Source organism: Kytococcus schroeteri (assembly GCF_002847825.1).
Taxonomy (GTDB): Bacteria; Actinomycetota; Actinomycetes; order Actinomycetales; family Dermatophilaceae; genus Kytococcus; species Kytococcus schroeteri.
In genome coordinates this window covers 31,730-45,185 of the sequence record NZ_PKIZ01000016.1, presented here as the reverse complement: position 1 = coordinate 45,185, position 13,456 = coordinate 31,730, and the positions used below count along the sequence as shown (strand labels likewise).

General features: G+C 74.2%; 12 protein-coding genes. All 12 read left to right on the top strand.

The genetic code is table 11. The features are described from left to right. Nucleotides 1-41 precede the first annotated feature (41 nt). The 12 genes from mnmA to CYJ76_RS08730 all read left to right on the top strand — a co-directional run bounded on the left by mnmA (nucleotide 42) and on the right by CYJ76_RS08730 (nucleotide 13,439). Nucleotides 42-1,214: a tRNA 2-thiouridine(34) synthase MnmA gene (gene mnmA, locus CYJ76_RS08785; protein ID WP_070704980.1), complete on the top strand. Its 1,173-nt coding sequence runs from the start codon at nucleotides 42-44 to the stop codon at nucleotides 1,212-1,214. A gap of 131 nt (nucleotides 1,215-1,345) precedes the next feature. Further along, nucleotides 1,346-2,728, top strand: coding sequence for an NAD-dependent succinate-semialdehyde dehydrogenase (locus CYJ76_RS08780; RefSeq protein ID WP_414467285.1), 1,383 nt, complete (start codon nucleotides 1,346-1,348; stop codon nucleotides 2,726-2,728). 80 nt (nucleotides 2,729-2,808) lie between these two features. Continuing rightward, the gene (gene ligA, locus CYJ76_RS08775; protein WP_202820474.1) at nucleotides 2,809-5,124 is read left to right on the top strand and encodes an NAD-dependent DNA ligase LigA; all 2,316 of its coding nucleotides are present in this window, start codon (nucleotides 2,809-2,811) and stop codon (nucleotides 5,122-5,124) included. A 1-nt stretch (nucleotide 5,125) separates the two neighbouring features. Next, a complete protein-coding gene (locus CYJ76_RS08770; RefSeq protein ID WP_070704968.1) occupies nucleotides 5,126-5,503 on the top strand; it encodes a glutaredoxin domain-containing protein in 378 nt (125 codons plus the stop codon). Further along, complete coding sequence (locus CYJ76_RS08765; protein ID WP_070704971.1) at nucleotides 5,500-5,886, top strand: DUF488 domain-containing protein; 387 nt, start codon at nucleotides 5,500-5,502, stop codon at nucleotides 5,884-5,886. Before CYJ76_RS08770 ends, CYJ76_RS08765 begins: the two co-directional genes overlap by 4 nt. 89 nt (nucleotides 5,887-5,975) lie before the next feature. Continuing rightward, nucleotides 5,976-6,272, top strand: coding sequence for an Asp-tRNA(Asn)/Glu-tRNA(Gln) amidotransferase subunit GatC (gene gatC / locus CYJ76_RS08760; RefSeq protein WP_101849868.1), 297 nt, complete (start codon nucleotides 5,976-5,978; stop codon nucleotides 6,270-6,272). An 8-nt stretch (nucleotides 6,273-6,280) separates the two neighbouring features. Further along, nucleotides 6,281-7,963 (top strand): Asp-tRNA(Asn)/Glu-tRNA(Gln) amidotransferase subunit GatA, encoded by a 1,683-nt coding sequence (gatA, locus tag CYJ76_RS08755; RefSeq protein ID WP_101849867.1) that lies wholly within the window; start codon nucleotides 6,281-6,283, stop codon nucleotides 7,961-7,963. Between the two features lie 2 nt (nucleotides 7,964-7,965). Beyond that, complete coding sequence (gene gatB, locus CYJ76_RS08750) at nucleotides 7,966-9,528, top strand: Asp-tRNA(Asn)/Glu-tRNA(Gln) amidotransferase subunit GatB (RefSeq protein WP_070704977.1); 1,563 nt, start codon at nucleotides 7,966-7,968, stop codon at nucleotides 9,526-9,528. Between the two features lie 241 nt (nucleotides 9,529-9,769). After that, complete coding sequence (locus CYJ76_RS08745) at nucleotides 9,770-10,855, top strand: class F sortase (RefSeq protein ID WP_101849866.1); 1,086 nt, start codon at nucleotides 9,770-9,772, stop codon at nucleotides 10,853-10,855. Then, nucleotides 10,852-11,346 (top strand): SixA phosphatase family protein, encoded by a 495-nt coding sequence (locus CYJ76_RS08740; protein WP_070704754.1) that lies wholly within the window; start codon nucleotides 10,852-10,854, stop codon nucleotides 11,344-11,346. The genes CYJ76_RS08745 and CYJ76_RS08740 overlap by 4 nt, the downstream gene beginning before the upstream one ends. A gap of 48 nt (nucleotides 11,347-11,394) precedes the next feature. Beyond that, the gene (locus tag CYJ76_RS08735) at nucleotides 11,395-12,438 is read left to right on the top strand and encodes a 2-hydroxyacid dehydrogenase (RefSeq protein WP_144043063.1); all 1,044 of its coding nucleotides are present in this window, start codon (nucleotides 11,395-11,397) and stop codon (nucleotides 12,436-12,438) included. After that, the gene (locus CYJ76_RS08730; protein WP_101849863.1) at nucleotides 12,435-13,439 is read left to right on the top strand and encodes a ketol-acid reductoisomerase; all 1,005 of its coding nucleotides are present in this window, start codon (nucleotides 12,435-12,437) and stop codon (nucleotides 13,437-13,439) included. Before CYJ76_RS08735 ends, CYJ76_RS08730 begins: the two co-directional genes overlap by 4 nt. The last annotated feature ends 17 nt before the right edge of the window (nucleotides 13,440-13,456 follow it).

The window sequence follows — 13,456 nt, the reverse complement described above, 5'->3', positions numbered from 1 at the left end:
CTCCCGCCCAGCCCACCGCCCTACCGGCATCCGGTCGGCGGCTGCGGGTGGTCGCGGCCATGAGCGGTGGGGTCGACTCGGCGGTGGCCGCAGCCCGCATGCTCGAGGCGGGCCATGACGTGGTCGGGGTCCACCTGGCGCTCAACCAGTCGGCGCAGACGCTGCGGGAGAGCGCCCGTGGCTGCTGCACCCTGGAGGACGCGGGCGACGCGCGGCGCGTGGCCGACCGGCTCGGCATCCCGTTCTACGTCTGGGACATGGCCGAACGCTTCCGGCGCGACGTCATCGAGGACTTCGTCGCCGAGTACGAGGCGGGCCGGACGCCCAACCCCTGTCTGCGGTGCAACGAGTCCATCAAGTTCGCGGCCCTGCTCGACCGCGCGGTGGCCCTCGGCTTCGACGCCGTGGCCACGGGGCACTACGCGCGCATCGTCGAGCGGGCACCGGGGCAGGCCCCTGTGCAGCCCGCGGAGGGCCGGGACGGGGTGCGCCCGATCGAGGAGGCTCGGACGGTCCGCGAGCTCCACCGGGCGGTCGACCCGGCCAAGGACCAGAGCTACGTCCTGGGGGTGCTCGATGCCGAGCAGCTCTCCCGCTCGTTCTTCCCGCTCGGCGACAGCACCAAGGAGCAGGTGCGTGCCGAGGCCGCCGAGCGTGGGTTCTCCGTGGCGCGCAAGCCCGACAGCCACGACATCTGCTTCATCGCCGACGGCGACACCCGGGCCTACCTGAACCGTCGGCTGGGGGAGCGGCCGGGCGACGTCGTCGACGTGGAGGGCACCGTCCTGGGGCGGCACGCCGGGGCGCACGGGTTCACGGTCGGGCAGCGCAAGGGCCTGGCGCTCCGCGTCCCGGCCGCCGACGGGGCGCCCCGCTACGTCCTGCGCACCGACCCGGCCAGCAACCAGGTGGTGGTCGGCCCCCGGGAGATGCTCGGGGTGGACGTGCTCCGCGCCGACCACGTGCGCTGGTGCGGGGCGGCGCCGGAGCCGGGGGAGGTGCTGCGCCTGGGCGCGCAGGTCCGGGCGCACGGGGCCGAGTACCCGGCCACCCTGACTGTCGGGACCGGGTCCTTCCTCACGGTGGTGCTTGACGAGGAGGTCCGCGGGGTGGCGCCGGGGCAGTCGGTGGTGCTCTACGACGGCACGCGGGTGGTGGGCTCGGGGACCATCGCGGCCACCGATCGCACCCGCGAGCCCCAACCCGCTCCCTGACCCCGGCGTCCTCGTGGTGGCCCGCGCCGACGCGCGGGGAACACGACCCCCCGCCCGTGGACGTTGACGCAGCCAGACCGCCCACCGGCGGATTCCGCGACGGGCCCCACGGCCCGGGATAGGAGTACATCGTGACTCACGCCTACCGCACTGAGAACCCCGCCACCGGCGAGGTGGTGCGCACCTTCCAGGAGCACACCAACGAGGAGGTGCAGGTCGCCATCGACCGGGCGCACGCCGCCGCCTCCACCTGGGCCGCGACGCCGGTCGCTGAGCGGGCCGTCCTCCTGGGCCGCGTGGCCACGGCGTACCGCGAGCGGTCGACCGAGTTGGCCGACGCCATCGCCCTGGAGATGGGCAAGCCCCTGAAGCAGGCTGCAGGCGAGGTGGAGCTCGCTGCCTCCATCTACGCCTGGTACGCCGAGAACGCCGAGCGCCTGCTGGCCGATCGCGAGCTGGAGCAGGCCGAGGGGGCGCAGCGGTCGGTCCTGCGCACCGAGCCCCTCGGTGCGCTGCTGGGGATCATGCCGTGGAACTACCCGTACTACCAGGTGGCGCGTTTCGCCGCCCCGAACATCCTGCTGGGCAACACGATCCTGCTGAAGCACGCCCAGATCTGTGCCGGGTCCGCCCAGCTCATGGAGGACCTCTTCACCGAGGCCGGGGCACCCGAGGGGGTGTACGCCAACCTGCGGATGAGCAACGAGCAGGCTGCTGAGGTGATCGCCGACCCGCGGGTCCGTGGTGTCTCCCTCACCGGCAGCGAGCGGGCCGGTGCCGCCGTCGCCGAGCAGGCCGGAAAGCACCTCAAGAAGGCGGTGCTGGAACTCGGTGGCTCGGACCCGATGATCGTCCTGGACGACGCCGACGTGGAGTCGGTGGCCCGCACCATGGCGAAGGCCCGCATGTCCAACTGCGGCCAGGCCTGCAACTCGCCCAAGCGCATGTTCGTGCCGCGTGCATCCTTCGACCGGTGCGTCGAGACCCTCGTGGCGGGGGTCGAGAAGCAGGTGGTGGGCGACCCACGCACGGAGGGCACCCACATCGGACCCATGTCCTCGGCCCAGGCCAAGGAGGACCTGCTGGAGCAGGTGCGCGACGCCGTGGAGAAGGGCGCCACCGTCCACACGGGGGGCGCCGGCATCGAGGGCCCCGGGGCGTTCGTCCAGCCGACCGTGCTGTCGGGGATCACCCCGCAGATGCGTGCCTGGTCCGAGGAGCTCTTCGGCCCGGTCGCGATGGTGTTCCCCTACGACGACCTCGACGAGGCCGTCGCGCAGGCGAACGACTCGTCCTACGGTCTGTCCGGCTCGGTGTGGACCGGGGACCCCGAGCGGGGCGCAGAGGTGGCCGACCGCCTCGAGGTGGGCATGGCCTACGTGAACGAGCACGGCACGACCATGCCGGCGCTGCCCTTCGGAGGGGTGAAGAACTCCGGCTTCGGGCGCGAGCTCGCGTCCTTCGGCGTCGAGGAGTTCGCCAACCACAAGCTGGTGCGGGTGGCCGCCCGCTGACGCCCCGGCACCGAGCCCCGACGACCTCCTCGTCCACCACGACGGGGAGGTCGTCGGTGTCCTGCGGCAGAATCGATGCCGTGAGCGACACCTCGAGCACGACCGACGCCCCGGCCGACCCGCACGCCACCGACTCCCCGGACCAGCCGGACGAGACGGTGCGCCACCGCTGGGAGGAGCTCGCCGAGCAGGTCCGCCAGCACCGCTTCGCGTACTACCTCGACAAGCCGACCATCCCGGACGCGGACTTCGACGCCCTGTTCCGTGAGCTCGAGGAGCTCGAGGAGGCCCACCCCTCGCTCCGCACCCCGGAGAGCCCCACCCAGGAGGTCGGCGCCCCGGTCTTCGAGACGGGATTTGCCGCCGTCGACCACGCCGAGCGCATGCTCAGCCTGGACAACGCCTTCTCGTCCGAGGAGCTGGCCGCCTGGTACGAGCGCTCCCGCGCCGACGCCGGCACCACCGACCTGCACTACCTGTGCGAGCTGAAGATCGACGGCCTGGCGGTGAACCTCACCTACGAGGACGGCCGCCTGGTGCGCGCCGCCACCCGCGGCGACGGCCGTACCGGTGAGGACATCACCCTCAACGTGCGCACCATCGAGGGCGTGCCGCACCAGCTCACGCGCCCGGACGACGCCGACGACGCCCGCACCGCCACCGTCGACGTGCCGCCCCTGGTGGAGGTCCGCGGCGAGGTCTTCCTGCCCATCGAGGAGTTCGCCGAGCTCAACGCCCGCCAGGTGGAGGCCGGCAGGGCGGCCTTCGCCAACCCACGCAACGCTGCCGCCGGCTCGCTGCGCCAGAAGGACCCCCGCGTGACGGCCAGCCGCCCGCTGCGGATGATCGTGCACGGCATCGGGGCGCGGAAGGGCTTCGACATCACCCGCCAGTCGCAGGCCTACGAGGTGCTCGCCGGCTGGGGGCTGCCCGTCACCTCCCACGCCCGGGTGGTGGACTCCCTCGAGGAGGTGAGCGCCTACATCGAGCACTGGGGCACGCACCGGGAGAGCGCCGAGCACGAGCTGGACGGCGTGGTGGTGAAGATCGACGAGGTGGCCGTCCAGCGCCAGCTCGGAGCCACCTCCCGTGCGCCGCGCTGGGCCATCGCGTGGAAGTACCCGCCGCAGGAGGTCACCACCACGTTGCTGGACATCCAGGTGAACGTGGGCCGCACCGGACGCGTCACGCCCTTCGGTGTCATGGAGCCGGTCACGGTCGCCGGCTCCACGGTGGCCATGGCCACGCTGCACAACGCCCACGAGGTGAAGCGCAAGGGCGTGCTCATCGGCGACACGGTGGTGCTGCGCAAGGCCGGCGACGTGATCCCGGAGATCCTCGGTCCGGTGGCCGAGAAGCGCGACGGTTCCGAGCGCGAGTTCGTCATGCCCACCCACTGCCCCTCCTGCGGTACCGCGCTGGCCCCGGCCAAGGAGGGCGACAAGGACATCCGGTGCCCCAACTCCCGCTCCTGCCCCAGCCAGCTGCGCGAACGGCTGTTCGGCCTGGCCGGGCGCGGGGCGTTCGACATCGAGTCGCTCGGCTGGGAGGGTGCCGGCGCTCTGCTCGATGCGGGGGTCCTCACCGACGAGTCCGGCGTCTTCGACCTCACGGCCGACGACCTGCTGCGCACCGAGCTGTACACACGGGCGGCGAAGAAGGCCGAGGCGGCCGCCGCCGAGGAGGGCGACCCCGAGGGGGTGCTGCCGCCCGGCGGGGTCCGCGACGGCCGCGTGCTCTCCGCGGTGGGCGTGCGCCTGCTCGACAACCTGCACCAGGTCAAGGCACAGCCGCTGTGGCGCGTGCTGGTGGCCCTGTCCATCCGCCACGTGGGACCCACGGCCGCCCGGGCGCTCGCGGCGCACTTCGCCTCGCTGGAGGCCATCCGTGCGGCGTCCACCGAGGAGCTCGCCGCGGTCGAGGGCGTGGGACCCACCATCGCCGAGGCGGTCACCGAGTGGTTCTCCGGCGAGGACAACGGCTGGCACCGCGACATCGTGGACCGCTGGGCCGCGGCCGGCGTGCGCATGGCCGACGAGCGCGACGAGTCCGTGGCGCGCACTCTGGAGGGCCTCACCGTCGTGGTCACCGGCTCGCTCGAGGGCTGGAGCCGCGACGAGTCCAAGGAGGCCATCCTCACGCGCGGTGGCAAGGCCGCTGGGTCGGTCTCGCGGAAGACCGACTACGTCGTCGTCGGGGCCAACGCGGGGTCCAAGGCCGCCAAGGCCGAGGAGCTCGGCGTGCCGATGCTGGACGAGGACCAGTTCGCCGAGCTGCTGGCCACTGGCCGGGTCGAGGGCGTGACGCCCGAGGACGATGCCGAGGAGGCGCCCGCGGGCCACGGCGACGCCGCACCAGACGCCCAGGGCGCCCAGCACGACCGGAAGGAGGCCTGAGGTGGGCCTGTTCGGAGCGACCGGCGCCCCGGAGGGCCGCGCCACGACACACGCCGAGGTGACCGCCCTGCCCGCCGACGAGCGCGAGGTGGTCGTCTACTGGCGCCCGGGCTGCGGCTTCTGTGCCCGCCTGCGCCGCGGCCTCGGCGACCTCGCCGAGCGCGCCTGGTGGGTGAACGTCTGGGAGGACGACGAGGCCTCGGCCTTCGTCCGGTCGGTGAACGGCGGCAACGAGGTGGTGCCCACCGTGGTGGTCGACCTCGAGCCGGTCACCAACCCGGCCCCGTCCTTCGTCCGCGACCGCCTCGCCGGTGAGGGCGCCGCCGACGGGGGAGCGGCACGCGCCGGGGGAGCCGCCCCCGAGGGCGCCGGCGCGTGACGAACGTCCGCACCCGCCGGGTCCGTGACCACGTCGAGGACCCGGGCGGCACCGAGGGCCTCGTCGTGCTCGTGGACCGGCTCTGGCCGCGGGGCACCCGCAAGGAGACCCTCCCGCACGACCTGTGGCCGAAGGAGGTCGCTCCGTCCACCGGGCTCAGGAAGTGGTTCCACGCCGTCGAGGGGGACGAGCGCGCCGCGCGCTTCGAGGAGTTCGCCGAGCGCTACACCGCCGAGCTGCAGGAGGAGCCTGCTGCCGACGCGCTGGCCGAGCTCGCCCGCGAGGCCCGCCGGCACGAGGTCGTGACCCTGCTGTTCGGTGCCCGCGACACCGAGAACAACCACGCGCAGGTGCTCGCGCGGGCCCTGCGTCGGAGGCTCTGACCCGACCCCGCCTGCGGCTCGTCCGCGGGCCCCGTCCTCGGCCGCGCCCGCGCGGGGGAGTCCCCGGCACCTTTCGTAGACTGCGCCGCATGTCCGCTCTCTCCCGTGATGACGTCGCGCACGTCGCGAGCCTCGCGCGCATCCACCTCGAGGACGGTGAGCTCGACCGCCTCGCGGGCCAGCTCGACCAGATCGTCGAGTGGGTCGCGCAGATCAACGACGGCGTCTCTGACGACGTGCCCGCCCTGTCCCACCCCATCCCCCTGACCAACGTGATGCGCGCCGACGAGGTGCGCCCCGGGCTGACGCAGGAGCAGGCGCTTGCGAACGCCCCGCTGGCCGAGGAGGGCCGCTTCGGCGTGCCCCGCATCCTGGACGAGGAGTGAGCGAGCCGATGACGACCACCCCCACCCCCCGCGACACCACCGCCGTCGACGCGCTCGACCCGCTGGTGACGAAGACCGCTCTGGAGATGGCCGAGGGCCTGCGCGCCGGGGAGTTCACCTCCGAGCAGCTCGTCCAGGCCCACCTGGACCGCATCGAGCAGGTCGACGGCGTGCTCCACGCCTTCCTGCAGGTCGACGCCGAGGGCGCCCTGGCCACGGCCCGCGAGGTCGACGCCGCCCGCGCCGCCGGCGAGGAGCTGCACCCGCTGGCCGGCGTGCCGATCGCCGTCAAGGACATCGCGTGCACGCAGGGCCTGGCCACCACGGCCGGCTCGCGCATGCTGGAGCACTTCGTGCCGCCCTACGACGCCACGATCGTGCGCCGCCTCAAGGACGCCCGTATGCCCATCCTGGGCAAGACCAACATGGACGAGTTCGCCATGGGCTCCTCCACCGAGCACTCGGCCTTCGGCCCCACCCGCAACCCGTGGGACGTCACCCGCATCCCCGGCGGCTCCGGCGGTGGCTCCTCGGCGGCCGTGGCGGGCTACCTGGCCCCGCTGGCCATCGGCTCGGACACCGGTGGCTCCATCCGCCAGCCCGCGGCCGTCACCGGCTCGGTCGGCTCCAAGCCCACCTACGGCAGCGTCTCGCGCCACGGCGTCATCGCCCTGGCCTCGTCGCTGGACCAGATCGGCCCGTGCTCGCGCACCGTGGCCGACTCCGCCGCCCTCCACGAGGTGATCGGCGGCCACGACCCGCAGGACTCCACGAGCATCGACGCCCCCGCCCCGGCCGCCCTCGAGGCCGCCACCGCGGGCGCCGCCGGCCAGGGCGCCGAGGCGCTCAAGGGCCTGCGCGTCGGTGTGGTCAAGGAGCTCACCGAGGTGGACGGCTATCAGGCCGGCATCAAGGACCTGTTCGAGCAGCGGGTGGCCCAGCTGCGCGAGGCCGGCGCCGAGGTCGTGGAGGTGTCCTGCCCGTCGTTCGCGCTCGGCATGGCCGCCTACTACCTCATCCTCCCCAGCGAGGCCTCCTCCAACCTGGCTCGCTACGACGCCATGCGCTACGGCCTGCGCACCGGCCCCGAGGGCGTGGACGCCCCGAGCGCCGAGCAGGTCATGGCCGCCTCCCGCGACGCCGGCTTCGGCGAGGAGGTGAAGCGCCGCATCATCCTGGGCACCCACGCCCTCTCCTCGGGTTACTACGACGCCTACTACGGCAAGGCCCAGCGCGTGCGCACCCTCATCCAGCGCGACTTCGACGCCGCCTTCGAGCAGTGCGACGTGCTGCTCTCCCCGACGGCGCCGACCACCGCCTTCCCCATCGGAGCCAAGGTCGACGACCCGTTGGCGATGTACCTCAACGACATCGCCACCATCCCGGTGAACCTGGCCGGCAACTGCGCCATGGGACTGCCCATGGGCCTGGCCGCCGAGGACGGGCTCCCCGCCGGCCTGCAGGTCATCGCCCCCGCCGGTGAGGACGCGCGCATGTACCGCGTGGCCGCCGCCGTGGAGGCCCTCATCGAGACCGCCGACGCCGCCGAGGGCCGCGAGCCGGTGCGCCGTCTGGTCCCCGCCGTGCCCGATGCGGTGCCCGGCGCCGCGCACAGCGTGTCCGCCGGTGTCGACGCCGCCGGCACGCGCACCGACGCCCCCGCCACCACCGACCCGCAGCAGGAGGCCTGAGCATGGCGAGCACCACGGACAAGGTCGTCCCGTTCGAGAAGGCGATGGCGGACTTCGACCCGGTGATCGGGCTCGAGGTGCACGTCGAGCTCAACACCAACACCAAGATGTTCTGCCCGTGCCCCACGGAGTTCGGCGCGGAGCCCAACACGCAGGTGTGCCCGGTGTGCCTGGGCCTGCCCGGCGCGCTGCCGGTGGTGAACGCCAAGGCGGTCGAGTCGGCCATCCGCATCGGCCTGGCGCTCAACTGCGAGATCGCCGAGACCTCGCGCTTCGCCCGGAAGAACTACTTCTACCCGGACATGCCCAAGAACTTCCAGACCTCGCAGTACGACGAGCCGATCGCCCACGACGGGTACCTGGACGTCACGCTGGACGACGGCGAGGTCTTCCGCGTGGAGATCGAGCGCGCCCACATGGAGGAGGACACCGGCAAGTCCACGCACGTGGGTGGTGCCACCGGCCGCATCCAGGGCGCCACGCACTCGCTGGTGGACTTCAACCGCGCCGGCATCCCGCTCATCGAGATCGTCACCCGCCCGATCCTCGGTGCGGGTGACCGCGTCGGCGAGGTGGCCCGCGCGTACGTCTCCACCCTGCGCGACCTGCTCAAGGCCCTGGACGTCAGCCACGTGCGCATGGAGCAGGGCAACGTCCGCTGCGACGCGAACGTGTCCCTGCGCGCCAAGGCCGGCTCCGAGCACGTGCTCGGCCGGGTGAACGACGAGCAGGCCCAGGTGCCGCTGGGCACCCGCACGGAGACCAAGAACGTCAACTCCCTGCGCAGCATCGAGCGTGCCGTCCGCTACGAGGTCACCCGCCACGCCGCCGTGCTGAAGGCCGGCGAGTCGATCCTCCAGGAGACCCGCCACTGGCACGAGGACACCGGCATCACCACCTCGGGCCGCCCCAAGTCCGATGCGGACGACTACCGCTACTTCCCGGAGCCGGACCTGGTGCCCGTGGCCCCGGCCCGCGACGAGGTGGAGCGCCTGCGCGGCTCGCTGCCGGAGATGCCGGCCAAGCGTCGTGCACGCCTGCAGGGCGAGTGGGGCTTCTCCGACCTGGAGATGCGTGACGTGCTCAACGCCGGTGCGGTGGACCTCATCGAGGCCACCATCGCCGCCGGCGCCACCCCGGCCGGCGCCCGCAAGTGGTGGACCGGTGAGGTGGCCCGCCGGGCCAACGACGCCGGGCAGACCGTGGAGGAGTACGGCACCGGCGCCGGCCTGACCCCGGCCGCCGTGGCCGAGCTCGACGGCATGGTCGCCGAGGGCCGCCTCAACGACTCGATGGCGCGCCAGGTGCTCGACGGCGTGCTCGCCGGCGAGGGCAGCCCCACCGAGGTGGCCGACGCCCGCGGGCTGGCGATGGTGTCCGACGACGGCGCGCTGCAGGCGGCCGTGGACGACGTGGTCGCGGCCAACCCGGACATCGTGGAGAAGATCCGCGGCGGCAAGGAGCAGGCGGCCGGCGCCCTCATCGGGCAGGTCATGAAGGCGATGAAGGGCCAGGCCGATGCCGCGCGCGTGCGTGAGCTGATCCTGGCCACCGTGGCCGGCTGAGACGGCCGGCGGGACCCGGCAGGTCCGACCGTTCGGCGGCCCCCCGGCCCACGCCCCGCACGACGACCCCGGGCGGACCGCACCACGTGGTGCGGTCCGCCCGGGGTCGTTTGCCGTCCGGGCCGTGGTCGGGTCATAGTCGACCGACGGCCTCGCGGGGGGACCCGTGCCCCACCCGGTGGGGCGGCCGGTCACGACCAGACACCCACGACAGCACCACACCCGGAGCGGGGAGCACCTCATGGAGAAGAAGACGGCGCAGACGGTGGCCGGAGTCGGCCTGCTCGGGGCGGGGGGCGTGGTCCTGGCCATGGCGTTCTCCGGCGCGTTCGACCACAGCGAGCCGCCGGTGGAGGAGCACTCGCCGGTCATCGCGGCGCCCTCCACTCCGGGGGAGTCCCCGGCGGACGCCTCGCCGAGCCCGGCGGAGTCCACCTCCGACTCCGCCGGTGGGGAGAGCACCTCCTCCGATGCGGCCTCCACCAGCAGCTCCTCCTCGGGCAGTTCGGGCGCCGCCTCGGCCAGTGAGCCCACGGACGCCGCCAGCACGTCCGAGGGCATCGCCTCCGGTGAGCCGCACCCGGCCGAACCGACCGCCCCTTCCAGCAGCGCCGCCCCGGAGCCGACCTCCCAGCCCGGCCAGGAGTCCTCGACGACCGACGCGGAGCCGACCTCCGAGCCCAGCCAGGAGTCCTCGACGACCGACGCGGAGCCGAGCCCGACGCGCAGCGCGACGGCGACCGAGCCGTCCCGGGAGCCTTCCAGCACCTCGGAGCCCTCCGCCTCCGCGCCCTCGACCCCGGCACCGCGCCCGAGCAGCCCGAAGCCGAGCTCGACCCCCGAGCCGTCGCCGACCACGCCGGAGGACGACCACGCCAAGCCCGGGGACCCGGTGGCCGCCCCGGTGCAGCTGACCATCCCCAGCATCGGCTTCGACCAGCAGGTCTCCGAGGTGGGCCTGACCTCCAAGGGCACGCTCAATCCCCCACCCGGCGTCACCGGCTGGTACGGCAAGACGGTGAAGCCCGGTGAGGACGGTGTGAGCGTCATCGCCGGCCACGTCACCTTCGGCCCGCCGGACGTCTTCTACCACCTGCCCGAGGTGAAGCCGGGCCAGACCTTCACCACCAAGGACGCCGACGGCCGGGTCCGCGAGTGGAAGATCGACCTGGTCGAGCACATCGACAAGGTGGCCCTCTCGCGCGACTCGCGCATCTGGGGCCCCTCGAGCACGCCCAAGCTCGCCCTGGTGACCTGCGACCCGGACACCCCGCGCACCGACGGGCACTCCGCGGTCAACGTGTTCGTCCTGGCCTCCCCGGCGTGACGGGCACCCCCGCCCCGCGCGAGCTGGCCGTGTTGCGCCACGGCCAGGCGCACCCCGCGGCACCCGGCGGGGACGACGCCGCGCGGGAGCTCACCGACCACGGCCGCGCGGAGGCCCGCCGTGCCGGTCGTCAGCTCGCGGCCCGATGGGGTGCGGTCGACCACGTGCTGCACTCCAGCGCGGTACGCACCACTCAGACCTGGCAGGAGATGGCCGGCGAGCTCCCCGCGGTGGCCGCCGAGGCGGTCTGGCCCACCCCACAGGTCTACGAGGCCGGGCTGGTCGAGCTCCTCGCGGCCCTGGGCGACCTGCCGGACGAGGCCCGGCAGGTGGTGCTCGTGGGGCACGCGCCGGGCGTCCCCACCCTCGTGGGGCACCTGACCGGCGTGTGGCCCGAGGGTTGGGCGACCGGCGAGGTGGGCGTGCTGGCCCTGCCGGACGACCTGGCCTGGGCGGACCTGCACGAGGGCTGCGCGGCGCGCCTCGGCTGAGACGGCCACGCGCTGTCCGCGGACCACCCAACGGTTACCGTGGGCGCCGTGTCCACCACGAGCGCTGCCACCGACCCGAACCTGCTGCCCGACGACGCCCGGGAGGTGACCGTCTCCGTGCCCACCGCCGCGTGGGTGCAGTCCCTCGGGGGGCCGGAGGGGAGGGTGACCGGCGCCGCCCGCACCGTGCACCTGGAGCACTGGGAGGGCACCACGCGCCGGCAGGACGACCCGGAGCGTCCGCTGGTGGCCGCCGTGCCGCCGCAGTTCTCCATGACGCCCGGTGCCGTGGCCGAGTACGCCACGCAGCCGCACCTGAGCTGGGCATGGGCGCTGAGCGCCGGGTTCGACCACCTCGACAAGCGCCTGCCGGCCACCGTGGGCATCTGCAACGCGCGGGGCGTGCACGAGGAGAGCACCGCCGACCACGCCCTGGCGCTGACCCTCGTGGGCCTGCGCTCCCTGGAGACGCTGCGCGACGCGCAGGTGGAGGGCCGCTGGGAGGTGCGCACGGGCCCGGAGTGGCGCGCCCGGCAGACCTCGCTGCACGAGGCGCGCGTGCTGGTGGTGGGCTACGGCGCCATCGGCAAGGCCATCGCGCGGCGTGTGGCGGCCTTCGGGGCGCACGTCGAGGCCGTGGCCACCTCCGCCCGCCCGGGTGACGAGCACGTCCGGGCGGTGCACGCCATCGACGACCTGCACGCCCTGCTGCCGCAGTTCGACGTGGTCGTGCTCATCACGCCGCTGACGGAGCGGACCAAGGGGCTGATGGGTGCCCGCGAGATGGAGCTCATGAAGCCCGGCGCGCTGCTGGTGAACGTGGCCCGTGGCCCGGTGGTGGACACCGACGCGCTGGTGGCGGCGGCCGGTTCCGGGCACATCCGGGCCGCCGTGGACGTCACCGCCCCCGAGCCGCTGCCCGAGGGCCACCCGCTGTTCAGCACGCCGGGGGTGTTCGTGACCCCGCACCTGGCCAGTGCCACGGCCGGCATGGAGGACCGTCAGCTGTCCCTCGTCGGGGCGCAGCTGCAGCGTCTGGCCGACGGCGAGGCCCTGCAGAACGTGGTGCGCACCCCGCAGGAGCAGGCGTGAGCGCCCCGCAGCAGCCCGGCACCCCCGCGCACGACGCCGCGCACGCCGACGCCACGCGCCCCGGCAGCACCGCGTGGTGGGGGCCCTGGGACGCCGACCGCTCCGTCGTGGCCGACCGCGAGGTGGCCGTCATCGGCTTCGACGCCACGGCCGAGCTGCACGCCCAGAACCTGCGCGACTCCGGCGTGGACGTGCGCGTGGGCGCCGAGCCCGGCACCCCCGAGCACGACGCCGCGCAGGCCGAGGGCTTCTTCACCCTGCCGGTGGCCGATGCCGTGCAGGACGGTGAGCTGGTGGTCATCGGCACCGCCCACCTGGAGGCCGTGGCCGCCGTGCTCACCGACGAGCAGGTGCTGGTGCTCACCTCGGCCGCGGCGGGGCGTGCGCTGCGTGGGTCGGGCATCCGGCACCGCGGCGTGATCCTCCTCGTGGAGGTGCTGGGGGAGCCGGTGGCCACCCGGCAGGCGTACGTGGACGGCCGCGGTGGCCCGGCGGTGGTGGCCGTGGTGGCCCGTGGCACCGGGTCCGGCCACGAGCTGACGCTCACGCTCAACCCCACCGCCGCCCCGGCCGCCCCCGATGCCCGCGGGGACGCCGCGCAGCGCCTGGCCGTGGCCTACGCCGACGTGGTGGGGGCCACCCGTGCGGCCGCCATCGGGGTGGACGCCCTGGACTGGGCCGCCGCCGCGGACTTCGCCGACACCCGGGTGACCCCGCTGCTGGAGGCCGTGCTGGCCGCCGGCCGAGACGCGCTCGTTGCGCAGGGCTTCGACCCGGTGGTGGCCGACCTCGCGGTGCTGCACCGCCTCCAGTCCACCTGGGAGGCGCTCGGCCACGAGGGTGCACGCCCGAGTGCCGCCGACGAGCACCGTGAAGAGGTGGCCCGCCTCACCGGTCCGGCGCCCCGCTCGCGCTCCCGCCGCACCGCCCCCGTGGACGACGACGCCACCGCGGCCGCCCGGCACGCACGCCTCGGCGAGGCCTTCGGGGGCGCCCGGTAGCCTCGTCCCCACATCGC

Coding starts and splice junctions, on each gene's coding strand:
- CYJ76_RS08745 (WP_101849866.1), top strand. CDS start 9,770: ATGGAGAAGAAGACGGCGCAGACGGTGGCCGGAGTCGGCCTGCTCGGG.
- gatB (WP_070704977.1), top strand. CDS start 7,966: ATGGCGAGCACCACGGACAAGGTCGTCCCGTTCGAGAAGGCGATGGCG.
- gatA (WP_101849867.1), top strand. CDS start 6,281: ATGACGACCACCCCCACCCCCCGCGACACCACCGCCGTCGACGCGCTC.
- gatC (WP_101849868.1), top strand. CDS start 5,976: ATGTCCGCTCTCTCCCGTGATGACGTCGCGCACGTCGCGAGCCTCGCG.